This window comes from Nitrosospira sp. TNL200, from assembly GCF_055386305.1.
In genome coordinates this window covers 3,143,569-3,162,303 of record NZ_AP041003.1, presented here as the reverse complement: position 1 = coordinate 3,162,303, position 18,735 = coordinate 3,143,569, and the positions used below count along the sequence as shown (strand labels likewise).

General features: G+C 55.5%; 19 protein-coding genes, 1 tRNA gene and 3 pseudogenes. 13 read left to right on the top strand and 10 right to left on the bottom strand.

Features of this window, described 5'->3' with window-relative positions:
• Positions 1-5 precede the first annotated feature (5 nt).
• Positions 6-992 (bottom strand): bifunctional riboflavin kinase/FAD synthetase, encoded by a 987-nt coding sequence (locus ACZ5CE_RS14305; RefSeq protein WP_464575570.1) that lies wholly within the window; start codon positions 990-992, stop codon positions 6-8.
• A gap of 480 nt (positions 993-1,472) precedes the next feature.
• On the opposite strand from ACZ5CE_RS14305, the gene ACZ5CE_RS14300 reads away from it, so the two are divergent.
• From ACZ5CE_RS14300 to ACZ5CE_RS14290, 3 genes are all read left to right on the top strand, one after another.
• A tRNA-Phe gene (locus tag ACZ5CE_RS14300) sits at positions 1,473-1,548 on the top strand.
• Between the two features lie 194 nt (positions 1,549-1,742).
• On the top strand, positions 1,743-2,657 hold the full coding sequence (locus ACZ5CE_RS14295; RefSeq protein ID WP_464575569.1) for an NAD(P)/FAD-dependent oxidoreductase: 915 nt from the start codon (positions 1,743-1,745) through the stop codon (positions 2,655-2,657).
• Between the two features lie 16 nt (positions 2,658-2,673).
• Complete coding sequence (locus ACZ5CE_RS14290) at positions 2,674-2,877, top strand: winged helix-turn-helix transcriptional regulator (RefSeq protein ID WP_464575568.1); 204 nt, start codon at positions 2,674-2,676, stop codon at positions 2,875-2,877.
• A gap of 21 nt (positions 2,878-2,898) precedes the next feature.
• Here ACZ5CE_RS14290 and ACZ5CE_RS14285 read toward each other — a convergent pair whose 3' ends face one another.
• The 9 genes and pseudogenes from ACZ5CE_RS14285 to ACZ5CE_RS14245 all read right to left on the bottom strand — a co-directional run bounded on the left by ACZ5CE_RS14285 (position 2,899) and on the right by ACZ5CE_RS14245 (position 10,246).
• Positions 2,899-3,318, bottom strand: a complete 420-nt coding sequence (locus ACZ5CE_RS14285) for a nuclear transport factor 2 family protein (protein WP_464575567.1) — start codon at positions 3,316-3,318, stop codon at positions 2,899-2,901.
• Between the two features lie 166 nt (positions 3,319-3,484).
• Positions 3,485-3,985 (bottom strand): sensor histidine kinase, encoded by a 501-nt coding sequence (locus ACZ5CE_RS14280; RefSeq protein WP_464575566.1) that lies wholly within the window; start codon positions 3,983-3,985, stop codon positions 3,485-3,487.
• Positions 3,939-4,766: pseudogene (locus ACZ5CE_RS14275) on the bottom strand (IS3 family transposase); the annotation flags it as partial. The gene ACZ5CE_RS14280 and the pseudogene ACZ5CE_RS14275, both read right to left, overlap by 47 nt.
• Complete coding sequence (locus ACZ5CE_RS14270; RefSeq protein WP_464577566.1) at positions 4,767-5,027, bottom strand: hypothetical protein; 261 nt, start codon at positions 5,025-5,027, stop codon at positions 4,767-4,769.
• Positions 5,028-5,045: 18 nt separating this feature from the next.
• Positions 5,046-5,120 (bottom strand): annotated as a pseudogene (locus tag ACZ5CE_RS14265) (hypothetical protein); the annotation flags it as partial.
• Complete coding sequence (locus ACZ5CE_RS14260) at positions 5,092-6,057, bottom strand: IS110 family transposase (RefSeq protein WP_464575565.1); 966 nt, start codon at positions 6,055-6,057, stop codon at positions 5,092-5,094. The gene ACZ5CE_RS14260 and the pseudogene ACZ5CE_RS14265, both read right to left, overlap by 29 nt.
• A 239-nt stretch (positions 6,058-6,296) precedes the next feature.
• A pseudogene (locus ACZ5CE_RS14255) lies at positions 6,297-6,557 on the bottom strand (transposase); the annotation flags it as partial.
• Between the two features lie 184 nt (positions 6,558-6,741).
• A complete protein-coding gene (locus ACZ5CE_RS14250) occupies positions 6,742-8,745 on the bottom strand; it encodes a bifunctional metallophosphatase/5'-nucleotidase (RefSeq protein ID WP_464575564.1) in 2,004 nt (667 codons plus the stop codon).
• A 142-nt stretch (positions 8,746-8,887) separates the two neighbouring features.
• On the bottom strand, positions 8,888-10,246 hold the full coding sequence (locus tag ACZ5CE_RS14245; protein WP_464575563.1) for an esterase-like activity of phytase family protein: 1,359 nt from the start codon (positions 10,244-10,246) through the stop codon (positions 8,888-8,890).
• On the opposite strand from ACZ5CE_RS14245, the gene ACZ5CE_RS14240 reads away from it, so the two are divergent.
• From ACZ5CE_RS14240 to yut, 10 genes are all read left to right on the top strand, one after another.
• A complete protein-coding gene (locus tag ACZ5CE_RS14240) occupies positions 10,245-10,433 on the top strand; it encodes a hypothetical protein (protein ID WP_464575562.1) in 189 nt (62 codons plus the stop codon). The two genes, ACZ5CE_RS14245 and ACZ5CE_RS14240, sit on opposite strands and share 2 nt — an antisense overlap.
• Positions 10,434-10,774: 341 nt before the next feature.
• Positions 10,775-12,079: a hypothetical protein gene (locus ACZ5CE_RS14235; protein WP_464575561.1), complete on the top strand. Its 1,305-nt coding sequence runs from the start codon at positions 10,775-10,777 to the stop codon at positions 12,077-12,079.
• A 224-nt stretch (positions 12,080-12,303) separates the two neighbouring features.
• On the top strand, positions 12,304-13,158 hold the full coding sequence (locus tag ACZ5CE_RS14230) for an urease accessory protein UreD (RefSeq protein ID WP_464575560.1): 855 nt from the start codon (positions 12,304-12,306) through the stop codon (positions 13,156-13,158).
• A gap of 107 nt (positions 13,159-13,265) precedes the next feature.
• Positions 13,266-13,568, top strand: coding sequence for an urease subunit gamma (gene ureA, locus ACZ5CE_RS14225; protein WP_464575559.1), 303 nt, complete (start codon positions 13,266-13,268; stop codon positions 13,566-13,568).
• 14 nt (positions 13,569-13,582) lie between these two features.
• Complete coding sequence (locus ACZ5CE_RS14220) at positions 13,583-13,906, top strand: urease subunit beta (RefSeq protein ID WP_464575558.1); 324 nt, start codon at positions 13,583-13,585, stop codon at positions 13,904-13,906.
• Positions 13,907-13,945: 39 nt separating this feature from the next.
• Entirely contained in the window at positions 13,946-15,652 is a 1,707-nt protein-coding gene (gene ureC / locus ACZ5CE_RS14215) for an urease subunit alpha (protein ID WP_464575557.1), read from the top strand.
• Positions 15,653-15,661: 9 nt separating this feature from the next.
• Complete coding sequence (gene ureE, locus ACZ5CE_RS14210) at positions 15,662-16,192, top strand: urease accessory protein UreE (protein ID WP_464575556.1); 531 nt, start codon at positions 15,662-15,664, stop codon at positions 16,190-16,192.
• Between the two features lie 17 nt (positions 16,193-16,209).
• A complete protein-coding gene (locus ACZ5CE_RS14205) occupies positions 16,210-16,887 on the top strand; it encodes an urease accessory protein UreF (protein ID WP_464575555.1) in 678 nt (225 codons plus the stop codon).
• Between the two features lie 35 nt (positions 16,888-16,922).
• Positions 16,923-17,567, top strand: a complete 645-nt coding sequence (gene ureG, locus ACZ5CE_RS14200; protein WP_464575554.1) for an urease accessory protein UreG — start codon at positions 16,923-16,925, stop codon at positions 17,565-17,567.
• Positions 17,568-17,687: 120 nt separating this feature from the next.
• Complete coding sequence (gene yut / locus ACZ5CE_RS14195) at positions 17,688-18,644, top strand: urea transporter (RefSeq protein ID WP_464575553.1); 957 nt, start codon at positions 17,688-17,690, stop codon at positions 18,642-18,644.
• The last annotated feature ends 91 nt before the right edge of the window (positions 18,645-18,735 follow it).

The following is an 18,735-nucleotide window of genomic DNA, read 5'->3' as shown; positions in this document are numbered from 1 at the left end:
AGGCGTCAGTTTGATCCGGCGGGAAATGGCACGGAAGCGTCAGGAAAATATGACGAGAAATAGATTCTCGCGCAAGTTACATCCTTTTTTATTTGCTGGACGAGTGTTTCCAGATCGGCATATTTCTGCTCGTCTCGCAGCTTGCGCAGAAAATGCACCCGTAAATGACGGCCGTAGATTTCCTGGTTGAAATCCAGCAGGTAAACTTCCAGCACCGGCTCACCTTGATCATGCACCGTAGGGCGGACGCCGAGGCTTGCCACGCCCTGAATACGCTTCTGCGAAACAAGCGGGGCAACGCCCTCCTCCAGTTCAGCCTCTACCACAAAAATGCCCGATAAAGGCGGCCGGTTATGCTTCAACTGAATGTTGGCAGTGGGGAAACCGATCTTCCTTCCCAGTTTATTGCCTGCCACGACACGGCCGCTGATACTATAGTAACGGCCCAGCAAATGCCTGACCAGATCCAGATCGCCCGCGGCAAGCGCGTCGCGAACCACGGTACTCGAAATTCTCATGCCATTCAAGGTGTAGCCCGGCATTTCCTCGACTTCGAAGCCGCATTTCAGGGAGAATGCCGACAGCATGGAAAAATCGCCAGCCCGCCGTGCGCCAAAGCGAAAGTCGTCCCCTACCAGAACCCAGCGCACCGCCAGCCCCTGTTGCAGAATGCGAACGATGAAATCTTTGGCGCTGATTCTGGCGAAGTCGAAATTGAAGCGGCATATCTGTACGCGTTCTATTCCAGCCGCCGCCAGCAATTCGAGCTTCTCCCGCAAGCTGGTAAGCCGTGTGGGCGCACGATCGGGAGCGAAAAACTCCCTCGGATGCGGCTCAAAAATCATAACGCAGGTGACAAGGCCATGCCGCTTCGCAGCCTCTTTCAGGCGTGCGATCATAGCCTGATGGCCCAGGTGCACCCCATCGAAATTTCCGATGGTCAGCGCTACAGGAACTTTTGCCTGAACCGGGATACCTCGACAAACGAGCATGGCGTGCCGCTAAAATACTGAATTGTAGCGCGTTTCAGGCTACCTGGTCTAGGGAGTGTGATCCGTCGTGGAAGCGCCGGTTAATCCTCTTTCATAAAGCAAAAAACTTCATCCCGCATTTAATCCCGTTTGCTATGACATTTCCATTCCGGTACGCTTTCCGCAGCATACGATAACGCATGTTGTCGCCATCGAAGGCGATAAATGCGCCGTATTCCAATGAGTTTGGCCCTGTGCTAGAATCTGGCACGCACAAGGTCCCGGTTTCCATGTGGTTGTATCGCAGCATGGTGAGTGCTTCAAAATGCCAGGTAGAGCAGAGGATTGGCAACGCGCCTCGACATGCATCATGGAGAGGCTTGTTGTAGTGAAGGCTAACATGGCCTGGGGGTTTTGGGCATGTTAAGCCCAGGCGCAAGCCGGGCGGCCGGAGCTAAAATCCTTGTGTCGCAATATTGTAGTGAATAGAATACTTCAAAAGGCCAAGTAGCTCAGTCGGTAGAGCAGAGGACTGAAAATCCTTGTGTCGGTGGTTCGATTCCGCCCTTGGCCACCAAATGACTGTTTTATCCCATTCAAAGAAGTCCACGAAACCCGCTTAAATCTTATCGATTAGCGGGTTTTTGTTTTACACCATCCATTGCAATCAACCTAATATTGTTGGTATATGTTGGTATATGTTGGTATATGTTGGTATATGTTGGTATATGTTGGTATATGTTGGTATATTTAAGCTGCTGATACCAACATTTGGAAATTGATACCAAAAAACATGCCATTGGTGGTCAAGCCGGATCATCGTCGCTGATCGAGAACTACATGGGTTTCCCTGGGGGGATACCCGGCGCCGAGTTGTGCGAACTTGGCCGGCAACAGGCAGTTAGTTTCGGTGTCGAGATCCTGATGATGCGCGAAGGTATCAAGGCCCAGTTTCAGAACGGCAAGATCATCGCCGACTTGGCCGATGGGTCGAAAATGATCGCGCGCACGAACATCTGCGCGACAGGAGTTGAATGGCGCCGACTGGGCCTCCCGAATGAGGCACGCTATCTCGGTCGAGGCTTCTACTATGGAGCAGGCATGAGCGAGGCGCCGCTCTGTCGAAACCAGCAAGTATTCGTCCTCGGCGGCGCCAATTCCGCCGGTCAGGCCGCGATGTACCTCTCGGAATATGCCGACAAAGTGACGATACTGGTGCGCGGACCCACCTTCAAAGGTGCCATGTCCAGTTATCTCTCTCACCGCATTCTCACGCATCCAAAGATCGAGGTGCGGTTCAAGACCAAAGTCACTGAACTGAAGGGCGATAATGGACTTGCGCGGATAGCGCTCACGGATGTCAATACGGAGGCGACGAAATGGGTTGACGCCTCACGGCTGTTCGTTTGCATCGGCGGTGCGCCAAACACAGAATGGGCCAGGGACACACCGATCATGCGAGATACGTCAGGTTTTCTGATCACTGGGGCAGATCTGCTGGAGAGCGGTCTGATGCCCAAATCCTGGCCGCTCAAACGGCAACCGTATCATCTCGAAACCTCGGTGCCGGGTTCCATCGCGGTCGGGGACGTGCGTGCGGGATCGGTCAAACGCCTGGCAACCGCAATCGGCGAGGGGAGCATGGCGATCACGTTCGTTCATAAGCATTTGCGGGAGGCAACCTGAAAGCCCGTTCCATGTCATGTCTAGGTGTAGTTTCTCACCACGCCTCCAGTCTTTGGACGCCGACTATCTAGCGCTCAGGATGCTCTATATCATGGGCGATAAGTGGACCCCAATCGTCCTCTACTGCCTGTCGAGCCGCATTCACCGCTTCAACGAGCTGCAGCACCAGATCCCAGACATCTCCAAGAAAATGCTGCTCCAGGTTCTTCGTTGGCTTTAAACCGACTATCGCCAGTTGTCCTCAGGATTCGATACCGAGAATCGGCGTATTCAGTGCCTTGGCCGCCTGCACAGGATCAAAATATTCGCGTAGAAATGTGATCTTCCCGCCCGCGGCCCGCAGAAATAGCACGTAATTCTGGACATAGACACGCCGTGTAGACTTGATGAGTCCTTCTGCCCTGAATTCAGCGACTGATGCTTCCGAATCGGCAAAAGCGTACACCTTGGCGTCGGAGAAGCGGAAATTTTCTACCGCTCCCAGGAACCAAGCGACATGATTCATCACTTCCTGTCGTCCCGCCAGCCGAACCGGATGGCCAAGGGAGGGCGCATAAGGTAACTCCCACAAGAGATCATCGGCGATCAGTGTCTGCCATCGCGCGTTGTCTCCGACAAACGTCTGAATATGTTGATGCAAGAGATTGGAAGCTATTGTCATCTAATTCTCCCGGTTGATTCGACTTCGACATGAACGCTAGATTGGCGTTGCTGTGATTGGAGTGCTGTGCCTACCTTGAACGCAGGCGCTTTATCAACGATTATCTGATCGTCGATTGACATTTTAGGATTAAAGTAATCCAAGTGGCTGCTTGTTCCACAGAGCCTTATTCAACAGGCAAAACCATTTCAATCAGAAGACCGCCTTCCGATCGGTTCCGCGCAATAATTGAGCCGCCATGGACTTCCACGGCTCGGCGGGCTATCGCCAAGCCGAGGCCGAAGCCGCTCTGATTATCCCCGCCCCCTTGGAAAAACAGTTCGAAGATCAATGTCAACTGCGTTTCGGGAACGCCGGGTCCCTGATCGAGAATCCTGAGATGCATACGGCCATCCGAGGCGGATTCGGTTTCGATGCAAACAGTCTCGCCAGGCGGGGTATGCTTGACCGCGTTGCGGAGGATGTTTTCGATGGCCCTGAGGATCAATTCGGCGTGGCCTTTGATCCGAATTTCCTCGGCTCCGGTGTATTCGACTGTAACGTCCTTGGCTGCGGCCTCGAATCGGGCATCCTCGATAATGGATTCAAGCAGTTTGGAGTTAACCCGTTTCGGTGGACGGTTATGGACTTGATTCCCAAGCTTCCGTTGAGGTGTGCTCGAGCTCATTACGTGGAACATCTAATTCAAGAATAGAAGTTGATCTCCTTTTGAAGTTAACAGGTGAGAGATATCCCAGCGCGCTGCGACGCCGCCTGGGGTTGTACCAGCCTTCGTTCCAGGTGAACACCGCCAGGCGGGGGCCTCGGTACGGGTTTTGAAGGTCTTGCGATCGATCAGTTCGCACTTCAGGCTGGCGAAGAAGCTCTCCGCCATGGCGTTATCAAATGCATCGCTCACTGTTCCCATGGAAGGGCGCACACCCATCTGGCGGCAGCGGTTGCCAAAGGCCAGGCTGGTATATTGGGCAAATTCAACCGGTCGTCGCAACACCTTGAATAAGGATGTTACGATGAAGGTTTATAAACGTCGTTCGAACCACTCTACCCGAAGCAAACTATATTCGCCTGGCAGGCCGCCAGTCCGGCAGCGTGGGACGCTATGTCGTTTCTGGCAAGCTGACGCCTTGCAGACCTCCCTTGCGCATCAAGCGGGCTATGCGCTTACAGCTGACTGCCGCACCCTGGTCGCGTAGCTCGGCCCGCACCCGCGGCATGCCGCAGGTCTCATCCGATTCGGCATGGATCTGCCGGATTCGCTCAGTCAAAACGGCATTATTGATGGCGCGTGGCGAGGGCGGCCGACAACGCCAAGCGTAAAATCCGCTGGCTGATACACCAAGGACATGACAAAGGGTGTGTACGGGATACAAGGCCTGGTTTGCCATTACGAGTTCGAAGACGATGTGGGCGTCACACCGCTTCTGCCGGCAAACCAGGCCGTAGCCTTCCTAAGAAACACCTTTGATGTTCTGTAATTGGAATCCCAACTCGCCGGCACGTCGGCGAAGCTGCTTGACGACACGCTCGCGGTATGCGGCTTCGTAGTAATCGGCACCTGGATCACGGTATCCGAGGCCAAACCGCAGCGTGTTGTAGAACAGCACTGCCAGTTTGCGCGCCGTCGCCGTCACTGCCTTGGCCTTGCCTACACGCGCCGACAGACGACGATAGAAGGCACCCAGCGCAGTATCCGTACGGCCAACTGTCACGGCCGCGAGCCGCAAATGTGCGGCTATTGGGTTGTTGGTCTTGCGTGACCTGGACGATAGTACCTTACCACCGCTGATCTTGCATCCGGGCAATAGCGCAAGCCACGAGGTGAAGTGCTTGGCGGTTGGCCATCGGCTGAGATCGGTTCCTTCCCAGGATCTGGTATAGCAGCGGTCTGACGTCGAATTCGATGGCGTTCGGTTGCTTGGTGCGATGCCGGGGCTTGGGAAGCGGTATCTCCGGATGCGGGTGATCTTGCACCACGCTCCGCAAGACGGCCTCGATCTCTCGATCACACTCGGTCACCTGGGTTTGATAGAAGTCATAGAGCGTCAGACTCTGGCGCAATGCGAACACATGCTCGGGCTGATAATTGCCGATGAGCGCCGCTTCAATGGTCTCGATACCGGATTTGCAACGGATATCGTGCATCTTTGCCAGAACCTTGGGATCTCGTTCGCCTGCGAGGATGGCGCGTACGATTCGCAAGCCAGTCGCACCAGTCACGTCGCTGACCACGTGATGCAACTGTAGATTTATCAAGGTCAGCGCCTTCTGTACGTGTTGGATATGCGACGCCGCATAGTCCAAGTGCCGCTCGCGAAGCCTCAGATACGCGCGCAGTCTGGCAATCTCGACAGAAGGCCGGAAGCTGGCGCGCAACAGTCCGCACGCGTGCAGGCGCTGCAGCCACTGCGCGTCGTTGACGTCGCTCTTGCGGCCGGGTACCGAGCGAGCCTCCCTGGCATTGGCAACGATGACCTCGATACCAAGTGCCTGGAGCACTTCGTAGATTGCAATCCAGTACACGCCAGTGGACTCCATCGCAACAGTTGTTATGCCCAGGGCGTTCAACCAGCTGCCCATACGTTGAAGATCGCCGGTGAATGCCTGGAACGTTTGAACCGGCTCGTGGCACATGCCTGGGGGCACTGCTACCACGTGGAATCGCGATCCAACATCAATAGCCGCTGCCGCTGGATTGATGACGGGTAAACCGTCTCCGGGTGAATTGCTTGACTTCGCCATCTGCACCTCCCGTCGTTCAAGAGTTGATAGAAGCGCCGTGCGGGGGAGACGGATTAGTTCACCTTCCTAACCGGGTCACAAGAGTGCCACCACACTTGGGTTCGCAGCTTCCCCTGGACCAAGTTTGCTCACGGGGTCGCGAGCCTCCGAAAGACTTGCGGCCTCGGCTTCGGCGCTTAGGAAGTCTAGACCCTGCGTGTTTCTGTGCCAACGGGGAGGCGCCATGCGCGTGGGCTGTTTGCCAGGATGTCGCGCTCCGTCTGCAATTGCCTGACCTGGCGGCGCAGCCTGACTAACTCCTCTCGCTCGGCTGTGCTCAGGCTTCCCTTGCCCGGCAAGGGTTGACCCGCATCACGAGCGACTCGGCCTGCCCAATTCTGGATGGTTTGTGCGGTAACCTGGAATTCCCAGGACAGTTCGGCTGGTGTTCTGTCAGCGCGAACCAGTTCTATTATCTGCTGGCGAAATTCAGCCGGATAGGGAGGATGTGTTTTGGGCATGTGGGCTCCTTAAAAGCAAAATATTAAGTGTCCACGAAAAAGAGTTAACTCCATAATCCGAAACACTCCGTAGCTCTTCCGACAAGCATCAATGGGATGTCAGCCAGGATTTGATCCATGGCCGAACTATTATCAGCCACGCATCGCCCCCCTTAGGGGGCGATGCTTCATTCGATACCATTGATCAATTACACGCACCGACGCTCTGAATCCGGTTCTGCGGTCCCGGCGCAACGCCGTCGGGGTTGGCATGGAAGTATGCTTCGAGCGCGTCCAGATCGACATCGCCGCCCAACTGGTTGGTGCCCAGGTTGAATACGCCGTAGTTGTCGCCGCCGCTAGCCAGGAACGAATTCATGGTCACCCGGTAACTTGCTGCTTTATCGATGGGAATGCCATTGAGTTTCAGTGATCCGTCGCAAACGTAGCTTGCGCCAAGCGGGCTCGCATTCGGCTGGAAAGTGTGCTGATAGGTGAAGCCATTGGAAATTTGCAGAGTACGGCCGCCATCGGCAAATTGACCAATGGCCCATTGCTGATTGAGCAAATCATAAAGTTGCTGGCCGGTGAGGGTTTTTACCGTCAGGCTGTTGCCGAAGGGCTGTACGGTAAATGCTTCGCCATACGTGACATTGCCGTCGCCCTCGTCGGCAGCACTCTCCGCGTAGGTCAGATTGGCGCGGATTCCACCGGTATTCATGAAAGCGATCACCGCGCCGCCCTTGTTTGCGGGAGCGGTAGCAGCAAGCTGGGAATCAGCGATGACGTCGCCCAATGCCGATTCGCCGGCCGCATTCCGGGAAGTGGTGATATCGGCGGTGATTTTACCGATGATGCGGTTGGCGATCGGCGCGGAGAGCGCATTGTAGTTGGCGACGATGGAGCTGATCTCCGCCACGGGCTGGATGGGGTCGCCGGCTTGCAGCACGTTGTCGCGATCTACCAGCTTGTTTAGGGCGTTGACAGCGACGACGTCCCTGGTGCGGGTATCCAGGGTCAGATCGATTTGGGTGAGCAGGCGGCTGAATGCGCCGGCGCTGGTGACCGGGATGGCGCGGCCATTGCTGTTTGGCAGAGCGCAATTGTATGCCTGATGGGTATGGCCGGAAATGACCAGGTCCACCGCATCGTCGAGCCGCTTGACGATGTCGACGATGGGCCCCGAAATGCCGTCGCAGCCGTTGATGCTGCCGGTTGCCAGTCCGCCTTCGTGGATCAGCACGACAACGGCGTGGATATCGTCATGTTTTAGCTTGCCGATCAACTGATTGACAGTGTCCGCTTCGTCCTTGAATGCCAAGCCGGCGACACCGGCAGGAGTAACGATGCTCGGTGTGCCTTCCAGGGTCATCCCGATGAAAGCGATGCGATTACCCTTGAAGTTTTTTACGCCATAAGCAGGAAACAGGGTTTTACCGCTGGCGACATCCACCACGTTGGCAGCAAGGAATTCAAACTTGGCGCCCTCGAACGGATAGGGGGTGCCGACGCTGTTGCCCTGGCAGCTATTGGCATCGGTAGGATGGCAGCCTCCGTTCTGCATGCGCAGCAGTTCTTCGCGGCCTTCGTCGAATTCATGGTTGCCAACGGCGTTGAACTCCAGGCCGAGGCGGTTCATGGTTTCGATCGTGGGCTCATCATGGAACAGCGCCGAATTGAGCGGACTGGCGCCGATCAGGTCCCCTGCGGACACCACCACGCTGTTGGGAGCGCCGGCCTTGAGCTGCCGCACCAGGCCAGCCATGTAATCCACGCCGCCAGCAGGCGTGCGGGCGGGAATGCCATCCACCACACTGGTGAAGTTCAGGTTGGCTCCATCGATGTTGCCATGGAAGTCGTTGAAGGCGATCATACGTACCTTCAGGGTCTTGCCGACGTCGGATCGCGCGCCGGCTGCCAGTAGCGCGCCGGCTTCTTTCGGGCTGAGCGCTCTTTGCAGAGTCCATTCGCCTGCCTGTTTCGAGAGGCGAGCGACGAATTCGCCATGATTGCCGTAGTTGGCGCCCTCTGCTTCGGTGTCGATGATCAGATCGTTCAGGCACGTTCCCCCGACGGCTTTGTTTGCTACCGAAGTAGCGATCTGCGAGGGGCCTTCCCCGATAACGACATTGCCAGTGCAATTTGCGGCGGCCGCACCAGCCAGGGCCAGCCCTGTCAGGGCAACCAGGGGCTTCAAGATGGAAATCATCGGGTTTGTCTCCAGTAGGGGGTTTATTTGGTGTATGGGAAGCATGACTGCATGGCTTTCAGCGGCGATCGCCCGGCCATTTCGGCCGAGCGGGTTCGCCCGGATACCGCCGGCGATGTCCGGAAAGCAGCGTTACCACTTATCAATGGCCGCGGCCGGGGTGTCCTTCGCGGACTTCACACCGATTGGCCGTAGCTTCGCTTTGCGAGTGGCGATGACGCTTGAAGCCGGGAATCGGCTTCGCGAGGCGGATCTTCAGCAGTTCGGTATTGTCTGATGCCAGTTCGCGGCCGCCGCCATAGGGGAAGTTGTTGTCATTGATCACCAGCAGGGTTTCGGAATCGAGGATCAACAAATCCTCAATCGTTACGTATGGGAAGGTGAATGTCGTCTTCCCGTCGCGATTCAGGTCGTCCGGGTCGGCGATATTCATCAGATCCACTACCTCGGTCTTTTCGAGCGTGCCGGCGCTGGTAACGTTTCTGAGGTCGATCATGAATATTTTCTTGAAGGGCGTTCCGCTGGTTGCGGTATCGCCATTACGTTCAATGATTAGAAAATGATGATCGTCGATGGCAGTCATGTCGCCTATGGCGTTGCGTTCCGAGTCCAGCGGATAGGCATAGCCGACCCCGGTATAGGCCTCGTCGTCGATATCGAACTCGTTGATGCGCAGCGTCCCGGCTGGATCGCCAGTAACGGTTTTTTCCAGCAGGGTATACAGCTTGTCGCCCCGCTCGTTGATCGCCATGCCTTCGAATCCGCCAGAGCTGCCAAGATTGGCAGTGGCAGTGCCAGCGACGACATCCTTGTGCTGGGGAGCGTAGACACCCGGCAGCGAAATCTCGTTGCGTAAAACAGTGCCGGACATATCGGTCTTGATAAGGTAAGGCCCAAACTCGTCACCAAACCAGAGATGGCAGTTTTTGTCGCGGCGGACCGACTCGGTGTCCAGATCGGCGCCAGTCAAAAGGCGCCCAAACCGGATGTCCGGATCGACAACCGGTTTGCCGGTATCGTTGTAGTAATTCTCCAGATCGGCTTGAATCGGGATTTCGAGCTTGCGATTGGTATCATTGAGCGTGATCCGGCTGGGGCTGGAAAAGCTGTGCAATTCCGTGCCCAGCGTGAAGTCTGCGGCGGAAACGGTGCCAGTGCCGCCGGATACGGTTCTGAAGTCCGGCTTCAAGGCGTACATGCGCAGCAACGTGTCGGCGGAATTGGCCTGGGCGCCAAATCCATTGTCAGTCATCACCAGGAAGGTATCCTTTCCAGGGCCCTCCAGGACGGCCGAAAAACCCTGAACCGGTTGCCGGTCGGCGTACGGGGGGAGATTGGTCCCGTAAGGATTGGCGCTGGCAAACTGACCCGAAGTCGGGCCATCGGCAAAGGCGGCTGCGGGAAGCATGGCCCAGCCGACCAGCTTGCTGTCGGCAGCCGTCGCCGGCATGGCAAGGATGATGGCAACGATAGCGAGAAGCGGTTTGATGGCGGTTTTCATGTCTGATCATCTCCATGGGGGTATGTCGCAGCCAAAGCGAGAGAAAACGGATCAGCAGTTATCTGGCAACTCCCTTTTTGAACGGGACATCCGGGATACCAGCCAGATCGATCTGGCCTGCTTCATTTCTTCCGCCCTTCTACTTCTGCTGCTTCTGCTGCTATCGGAAATCGGAAGCCGCGATTAGGGCTGGAAAAAAGCATAAAGGGCAAACATGACATGACGCCGAGCAGCTTGCGCATGGGTCTGGTTAGAAAAGACTATGAGCAGCATCTGCTCTATTTGCTCTTGTCCCCGCAGCAGTGTGGCGTGTTACATATTCCCAATACTTCATATCCTGTCAGCAATTCCCTACATATTTGCGCTTTTCTTTTTGATACGCTTTTTGATCATCAGAAAGATCGGATGGACAACAGGTGAACCCGGCCAAAGGATAGAGTGTTTCCCCGAACTCTCTGTTTGCGCCACCGGTTCGACGAGTACAAGAAAGCAACCTGCAAATGAAGGTTCCAGAAGGGAGATATCAAAGTGACCAGCTACAGATCAGCTCCGGTTTATAACGTTTCACAAAAAAGTGACAGCAAAAAGCAAAGAGGTCATGCCAGTGTCTGGATAGCGTTTCTGGCAGCTTTGATGATCGCTTGCCTGTCTTCAATACAGATGGCAAGCGCCGACGATTTCAAACTCCCGAGGGGACCGAAGTACCAGGTTGACGAGACCAAGTGGATGACTATTGGCATGGGGTTTCGCGGTTCGGGTGTGTGGGCGCAGAATCGCGACTACAATGGCTTCTTCAGCATAGACAATGCTCGTCTGTATTTAAACGGGCAGGTTCACGAGTATGTCAAGTTCGAGATCAATACCGAGTGTTTTTTCTGTAACAACCAGGGACCCAACGACAATCCGAAAATGTCCTACAACATTCTGGACGCCATTGGAAAAGTCGAGATCAACCGTTACGTGAATTTCTGGGGTGGCCGCATGCTGGTCCCCACGGAGCGTGGCGAGTTAAGCGGTCCTTTCTTCCAGGCGACGCATGACGCCTTCAAAACGCCATTTTTCTCCCAGGACTTCAGCACCAAGTTCGGCAGCGGCGGAGCAGGCCGCTATGGTCGTGACGATGGCGGCACCTTCTGGGGAAGCCTGGAGCCGGGGTTCATCAAGGGCACGCTGGGCTACGCCGTTGGCGTATATCGCGGCCTGCAGTCATCCACCACCATTGGCCCCAACCAGGGAAACGATGTATTGTGGGCAGGACGGTTTACCTATAACTTCCTGAACCCGGAAAAGAACCCGGGGTATTACACCAGCAGCACCTATTTTGGCAAGGCCGGCGATATCCTGGCGCTGGCGTTTGGCGCATCCTATCAAAGGAACGGCGCCGGATCGTTCGCCAACCGCAGCGACTTCCTGGGTCTGGTAGGGGACGCGCTTTTTGAAAAGGTGTTGCCCAGGAATCTGGGGGTTGTTACCTTCAACGGCGAATATAAGCAATTCTATGCCAATTACAATACCGCCGCATTCGCCGACCCGGGTTGTTTCTGCATGTTCGATGGCAAGTCATGGACAGTCACGGGCCTTTATCTGATTCCCGTCAAGGTGGGCATCGGAAAGTTCCAGCCGTATGGCAGATTCACCAGCATCCAGCCTAACCACAGCAGCAACCGAGAGGAGATCGAGGGCGGGGTCAACTACATCATAGACGGGTTCAACGCGCGTATCTCCGCCTATTACCAGCATGGCGACCTGTATACCAAAGGCTTGAACTACGCACCTGACGTGACAGGCAACAAAGTGGATGTTTTCAAATTGTCGTTTCAGCTACAGATGTAGTTTCCCCAGTTCCGGTGAGAATGCGTGAATGCCAGGCAGGTGTTTGCTTCTCGGAATGACATGAGCCATTGCTTGTACGTTAAGCGGCTGTTTGGAAATGTTTCCTGAACCGTTAAATAAAAAATTAAAAAATGCAATCTGGCAATAATCAGAAAGATGCTGAAAGCAGGCGGGACCGGAACGCTGGCGCTTCGGTTCATCGTTTACATCCCATGGCCCACTCCATGGGTCCCCGGTTACCGGAGCCCGACAAGCCGCTTCGGGCCCGGCTATCTCTCGATTTTCAGCACGATGCGGGTAAAACGCGTCTTGTCGGTAAAGATCATTTCGGTCCATTGCTGGTGCAGAAGCCTTTTTACCCGGATGGCCCGGATATGTGCCAGGCCGTGATCATCCACCCTCCCGGTGGAGTGGTCGGGGGAGACAATCTCGAAATAGCGGTGAAGGCCGGAAGGTCGGCAAACGCGCAAATCACGACGCCGGGAGCGGCAAAATGGTACAAGGCCAACGGTCATGTGTCGCAACAGGGTATAAAACTCGATATAGGAGCGGGCGGTGCGCTTGAGTGGGTGCCTCAGGAAACCATTTTTTTCGATAACGTTCATGTCGAGCTCGACCACCAGGTTTTACTGCAAAAGGACGCAAGCTATATCGGCTGCGAGATTCTCTGCTTTGGGCGCACTGCTTCGGGCGAATCCTTTACTGATGGGCAGATCGCACAGCGGACCAGCATACGTCGGGATGGAAAACTGATTTGGTTCGAGCAGATCCGGCTCCGGGGAGGAAGTCCTGCAATGAAAAACCCCTTGGGGCTGGGAGGGCATACCATATGCGCAACACTGATCGCGGTGGGGAAACCGGTACCCGCTGAACTGCTGAATGAAGCCCGTGAGAATGCGGTCGAAATCTCGGACCGCAGAGGGGATTTCGGTATCTCGCAGTTGACCTCGCTTGTTGTGGCTCGTTACCTTGGCAATTCCAGCGAAATCGCAAGACGGGTGATGCTCAACAGTTGGGGATTGATTCGACCGGCGATGCTCGGCCGTCAGGCGATGGTGCCGCGCATGTGGAACACATGATGGGCCCCCGAGGGCACTATCATTCTTGAAGCGGGCTCCGGGCAACCGTTAATGCGCAGCCAAGGCGTTGGGAGCTCAAAAAACATTAACTAACCGAGGAGGAAACAATGGACCTTACACCAAGAGAGAAAGACAAGCTGCTGATCTTCACAGCCGGCCTGCTGGCTGAACGGCGCAAGGCGCGAGGCCTCAAGCTGAACTATCCTGAAGCGGTGGCGCTGATCACCTGTGCGGTACTCGAGGGTGCGCGCGACGGCCACTCCGTGGCGGAACTCATGGCGGAAGGCACGCGCGTTCTGAGCCGAGGCGAAGTCATGGAAGGTGTTCCTGAAATGATTCCTGATATTCAGGTCGAGGCGACGTTCCCGGATGGCACCAAGCTGGTGACCGTACATAACCCCATTCCCTAGATCAGGAGACCAAGATGGCCAGACTACCATTAATTCCAGGCGAAATATTCGTACAAGCCGGCGATATCGAATTGAATGCCGGCAGAAAAACCAAGACACTCAAGGCCTCCAACGGCGGAGACCGGCCAATACAGATCGGATCACATTTTCATTTTTACGAAGTCAATTCCGCCATGCAGTTTGATCGCGAGGCAGCGTATGGCATGCGCCTGAATATCATGGCGGGCACCGCTGTGCGTTTCGAACCAGGCCAGGAACGGACCGTTGAGCTGGTGGAGCTATCCGGAGACCGCACGGTGTATGGATTCAACCAAAAAGTAATGGGAAAACTGAAATAACACTGCGCGCGAAGCCAATAACCTAGAGAGGAGCAGAAAATGACATTTAAAATTTCCCGTCAGACATATGTCGAAATGATGGGGCCTACTACCGGCGATCGCATTCGTCTCGCGGATACCGAGCTTTTTGTTGAAATCGAGAAGGATTTCACCACGTATGGTGAAGAAGTGAAGTTCGGCGGCGGAAAAGTGATCCGGGACGGCATGGGCCAGTCGCAGCGCAATCATGCGGATGTGATGGACACGGTTATCACCAATGCCGTCATCATCGACCACTGGGGGATCGTCAAGGCCGATGTCGGCCTGAAAGACGGCAGGATTGCGGGAATCGGCAAGGCCGGGAATCCGGATATTCAGCCCAATGTGACCATGGCCATCGGCGCTGCCACCGAGATCATCGCAGGCGAAGGATCTATCCTCACCGCGGGTGGCATCGATAGCCATATTCACTTCATCTGTCCTCAACAAGCTGAAGATGCCATGATGAATGGCATTACCACCATGCTGGGCGGCGGCACAGGTCCGGCGGTGGGCACAGCGGCGACCACCTGCACTCCCGGACCCTGGCACATCCACTCCATGCTGAGAGCATCCGACGGCATGGTAATGAATACGGGTTTTTTCGGAAAGGGAAATGTCAGTCTGCCAACACCGAATGAGGAGCAGGTCCTGGCGGGCGCATGCGGGCTGAAACTGCATGAAGACTGGGGCACCACTTATGCCGCCATCGACAATTGCCTGTCCGTGGCCGATAAATACGATATTCAGGTCGCCATCCACACGGATACGATCAATGAAGGCGGCTACCTCGAGAACACCGTTGCCGCCATGAAGGATCGCACCATCCACACCTTCCATACCGAAGGCGCGGGCGGCGGCCATGCTCCGGATATCATCGCGGTGGTAGGGCTGGATAATGTCCTGCCGTCATCCACCAATCCGACCCGGCCCTATACCGTCAATACCCTGGACGAGCATCTGGATATGTTGATGGTGTGCCACCACCTGCACGCCAATATTCCCGAAGATCTTGCCTTCGCCGAATCCCGCATCCGGAAAGAGACCATCGCAGCGGAGGATATTCTGCACGATATGGGCGCCATCTCCATGATGTCATCGGACTCCCAGGCAATGGGGCGCATCGGTGAGGTGGTGCTGCGGACCTGGCAAACGGCGCATAAGATGAAAATCCAGCGCGGCACCCTGCAGGAGGACAAGGCCAAGCACGACAACTTCCGCGTGAAGCGCTACATCGCCAAATACACCATCAATCCCGCCATTACGCATGGGGTCTCGCACGTGATCGGCTCGGTCGAAGTGAGCAAGTATGCGGATCTTGTCCTTTGGAGGCCTGCCTTCTTTGGCATCAAGCCATCCATGATACTGAAAGGTGGCATGATTACCGCAGCATTGATGGGTGATCCGAACGCGTCAATTCCGACGCCTCAACCGGTGCACTACCGCTATATGTTCGGGGGATACGGGGGCGGCATCAAGACCTCCTGTTTCACGTTTACCTCGCAGGCTGCGCTCGACGCAGGTTTGGTGGATCAACTGAAGCTGGACAAGAATCTGATCGCAGTCAAGAACACGCGCAACCTGCGCAAGAAGGACATGATCCACAACGATGCCACGCCCAAGATGGAAGTGGATCCGGAAACCTATGAAGTTCGTGCGGATGGGCAACTCCTCACCTGTGGGGCAGAGGATGTTCTCCCCATGGCGCAGCGCTACTTCCTGTTCTGAGATCCTCAAATGCTCATATTGAACTCAAAAATAGAGCATGCGGACGCGGTTTTCGCGCGGCTCGTACTTCCCTACGAGCTTCGCGAAAACAGCCGGCTGCGGACGGCGCTTCCCTCGGGAGAAGAGGTGGCCATTTTTACGGCCCGGGGTACTGTACTGCGCCATAATGACTTGCTCAAGGGAGATGACGGCCGGATAGTCCAGATCGTGGCGGCGGAAGAACCGACATACCGGGTGGTTTGCGATACGCCGCACAACCTGCTTCGGTGCGCGTTTCATCTTGGCAACCGCCATACCCAGACCGAGGTAGGCGATGGTTTTCTGCGCATTTACCAGGACAGCGTGCTGAAGGAAATGCTGGAAGGCCTTGGCGCCACCGTGGTGGAGGAAAGTGCGCGGTTCGAACCGGAAGCGGGTGCATATAGTGGCGGCGGTCACCATCATCACCATGATGGGGATAGCCATAGCCATGCCCATGGTCCACTGGCGCCGATCCCGAAGCACCAGAAAATCCACCGGCCCTCGGATCAGCATTCCTGAAGCAGGATATGACCGCGATGCACGATACATCACTGCTACGTCTGCTGCAACTCGCGAGCCCATCGCTGCCGATCGGGGCGTACACCTATTCCCAGGGGCTGGAAGCAGCTATCGAGGCGGGAACAATTACCGGCGAAAGCTCTGCGCGCGACTGGATCATCGAGTCGCTGGGAATAGTTGGAGATTTCGAGGCTCCCATTCTATGGCGCCTGCTGGAGGGATTCGCTGCTCGCGACGCGGAAACGGTCACGTTCTGGACAGAGCGTTTCGTGGCTGCCCGGGATACCGCCGAATTCCGGGCGGAAACCATCCAGATGGGATATTCGCTCAGTAAGCTGATAGTGGAGCTCAGGATTGCCGATCCTGAACTGCTTGAAATCCTGGAATGCCAGCCGGAGATACCTCTGCCAACCGCTTTTGCCTGCGCTGCCGAGGCTCTCGGCGTTCCGCACGAAGCCGCGTTGCTGGGAATGCTGTTTTCAATGATCGAGAACCAGGTGCTGGCATGCGTGAAGTCCGTACCGCTTGGCCAAGTTTCCGGCCAGCGTTTGCTGCTTTCACTGCACCCCGTAATTGAAGAGACGATGCGGCATGCGCAGCGCCTTGGCGATGATGAGTTGTCCAACTGGGCTCCGGGATTATCGGTTCTATCCATGCAGCACGAAGTGCAGTACAGCCGTATTTTCCGATCCTGACGGGATCGTCCAACAGAACAATTTGGAATATAAAGATGAAAAAGACTTCAAATCCTTTACGTGTCGGAATAGGCGGCCCCGTGGGATCGGGGAAAACCGCTTTGTGCGAAGCGCTGAGCAAGAAAATGCGTGATCGCTACGAAATGGCCGTCATCACCAATGATATCTATACCAAGGAGGATATGGAGATTTTGTTGCGCGCCCATGCATTGCCGCCGGAGCGCCTGATGGGTGTGGAAACAGGCGGCTGCCCGCATACCGCAATCAGGGAAGATGCATCGATCAATCTCGAAGCCATTGCCCGCATGACTGCAGATTTTCCTGATCTCGATCTGATCCTGGTCGAATCCGGCGGTGATAACCTCGCATCGACCTTCAGTCCGGAGCTTTCCGATTTGACCATATACGTCATAGATGTTGCTGCCGGAGAAAAGATACCCCGCAAAGGCGGCCCTGGCATTACGCGCTCCGCCCTGCTCGTCATCAACAAGATCGATCTGGCGCCTCATGTCGGCGCCAGTCTGGAGGTAATGGACCGGGATGCGAAAAGAATGCGGGGCGATCGGCCGTTTGTTTTCACCAATCTCCGTACTGGGGAAGGTGTCGATCAAATCGTCGATTTCATCATTAAAAAAGGACTGCTGGACGAAGTGAGGGCACAAAAGGCTGCGCAGCATTGACAATTTGCGGGCGAAACAGAGGGCGGGTCGATATCGGACCGGCACCTCGGGTTTCGCGGGTTTCAGGCATGACCTGCCTACCACCATAAAAAACGTCAGAGAAAAAAATTGGAGTCAATCATGGACTGGTCATTAAAAATCGACAGCGCTCTTCCCCGCCCTCTACGCGTCATTCTCCGGGGAGTCGGCCAGGTATTCTTCTGTTGCAATGCGGTTACTGGCTTCATTTTTCTGATCGCGCTTTTCATTGGAGGAGTAACAGCCGGACTGGCTGCAACCGTGGGTGTAATAAGCAGTACCACTGCCGCCTATCTCATGGGATTCTCCGAAGACGATATCGACGCGGGGCTATATGGATTCAATGGAACGCTGGTAGGACCCTGCCTTTTTTTGTTTCTGGAGCACTCGCCGCAACTGTGGTTGTATGTCGTGCTTGCATCGATACTTTCGACTGTCGTGCTGGCGGCGTTGATGCGGATACTTCATCCTTATAATGTTCCCGCTTCCACCTCACCTTTCGTTCTTACATCCTGGATGTTTCTCGTCGCGGTATATGCTTTCGAAAGCTTTTCGCGCGGACCGGTATTGCCGTCACCCAACATTCCGTCAGCCATAACGGATGCAGGCACGCTGCCGGCAGACATGTGGTTCACGGCCCTGACAAAAGGCGTTGCCGAAGTCATGTTTGCGGACAGCGTTATCGTTGGCATACTATTTTTGATTGGGATCGCGATAGTTTCCCTGCGCGGAGCCATCATGGCCGCATGCGGCACCCTCGTAGGCATCATTGTTCCCTTATTGTTTGGGGCCAGTTCGGGCGCCATCGAAATGGGCCTGTATTCCTTCAATCCCGTTCTTACGATGATGGCGGTAGGTTGGGTATTTCTCAAACCTACAGCCAGAAGCGCCATGCTGGCGCTTCTGGCTGGTATCCTGACCGTGGTTTGTCAAGCGGGTCTTGCCAGTTTTCTGACACCGCTGGGCCTGCCCACGCTCACGTTTCCCTTCGTGCTCGTGATGTGGATGTTCCTGTTCGCCGCGGGGAAGTCCAAGTATTGGTCGGGTTCCGAAGCGTAGCAGGCGGAGATTCAACACATCGATATCGCCTCCGGGATCAACAACCCCGGAGGAACGGTTCCGGTACAGTTCACTGCAACCTGCAAAAACC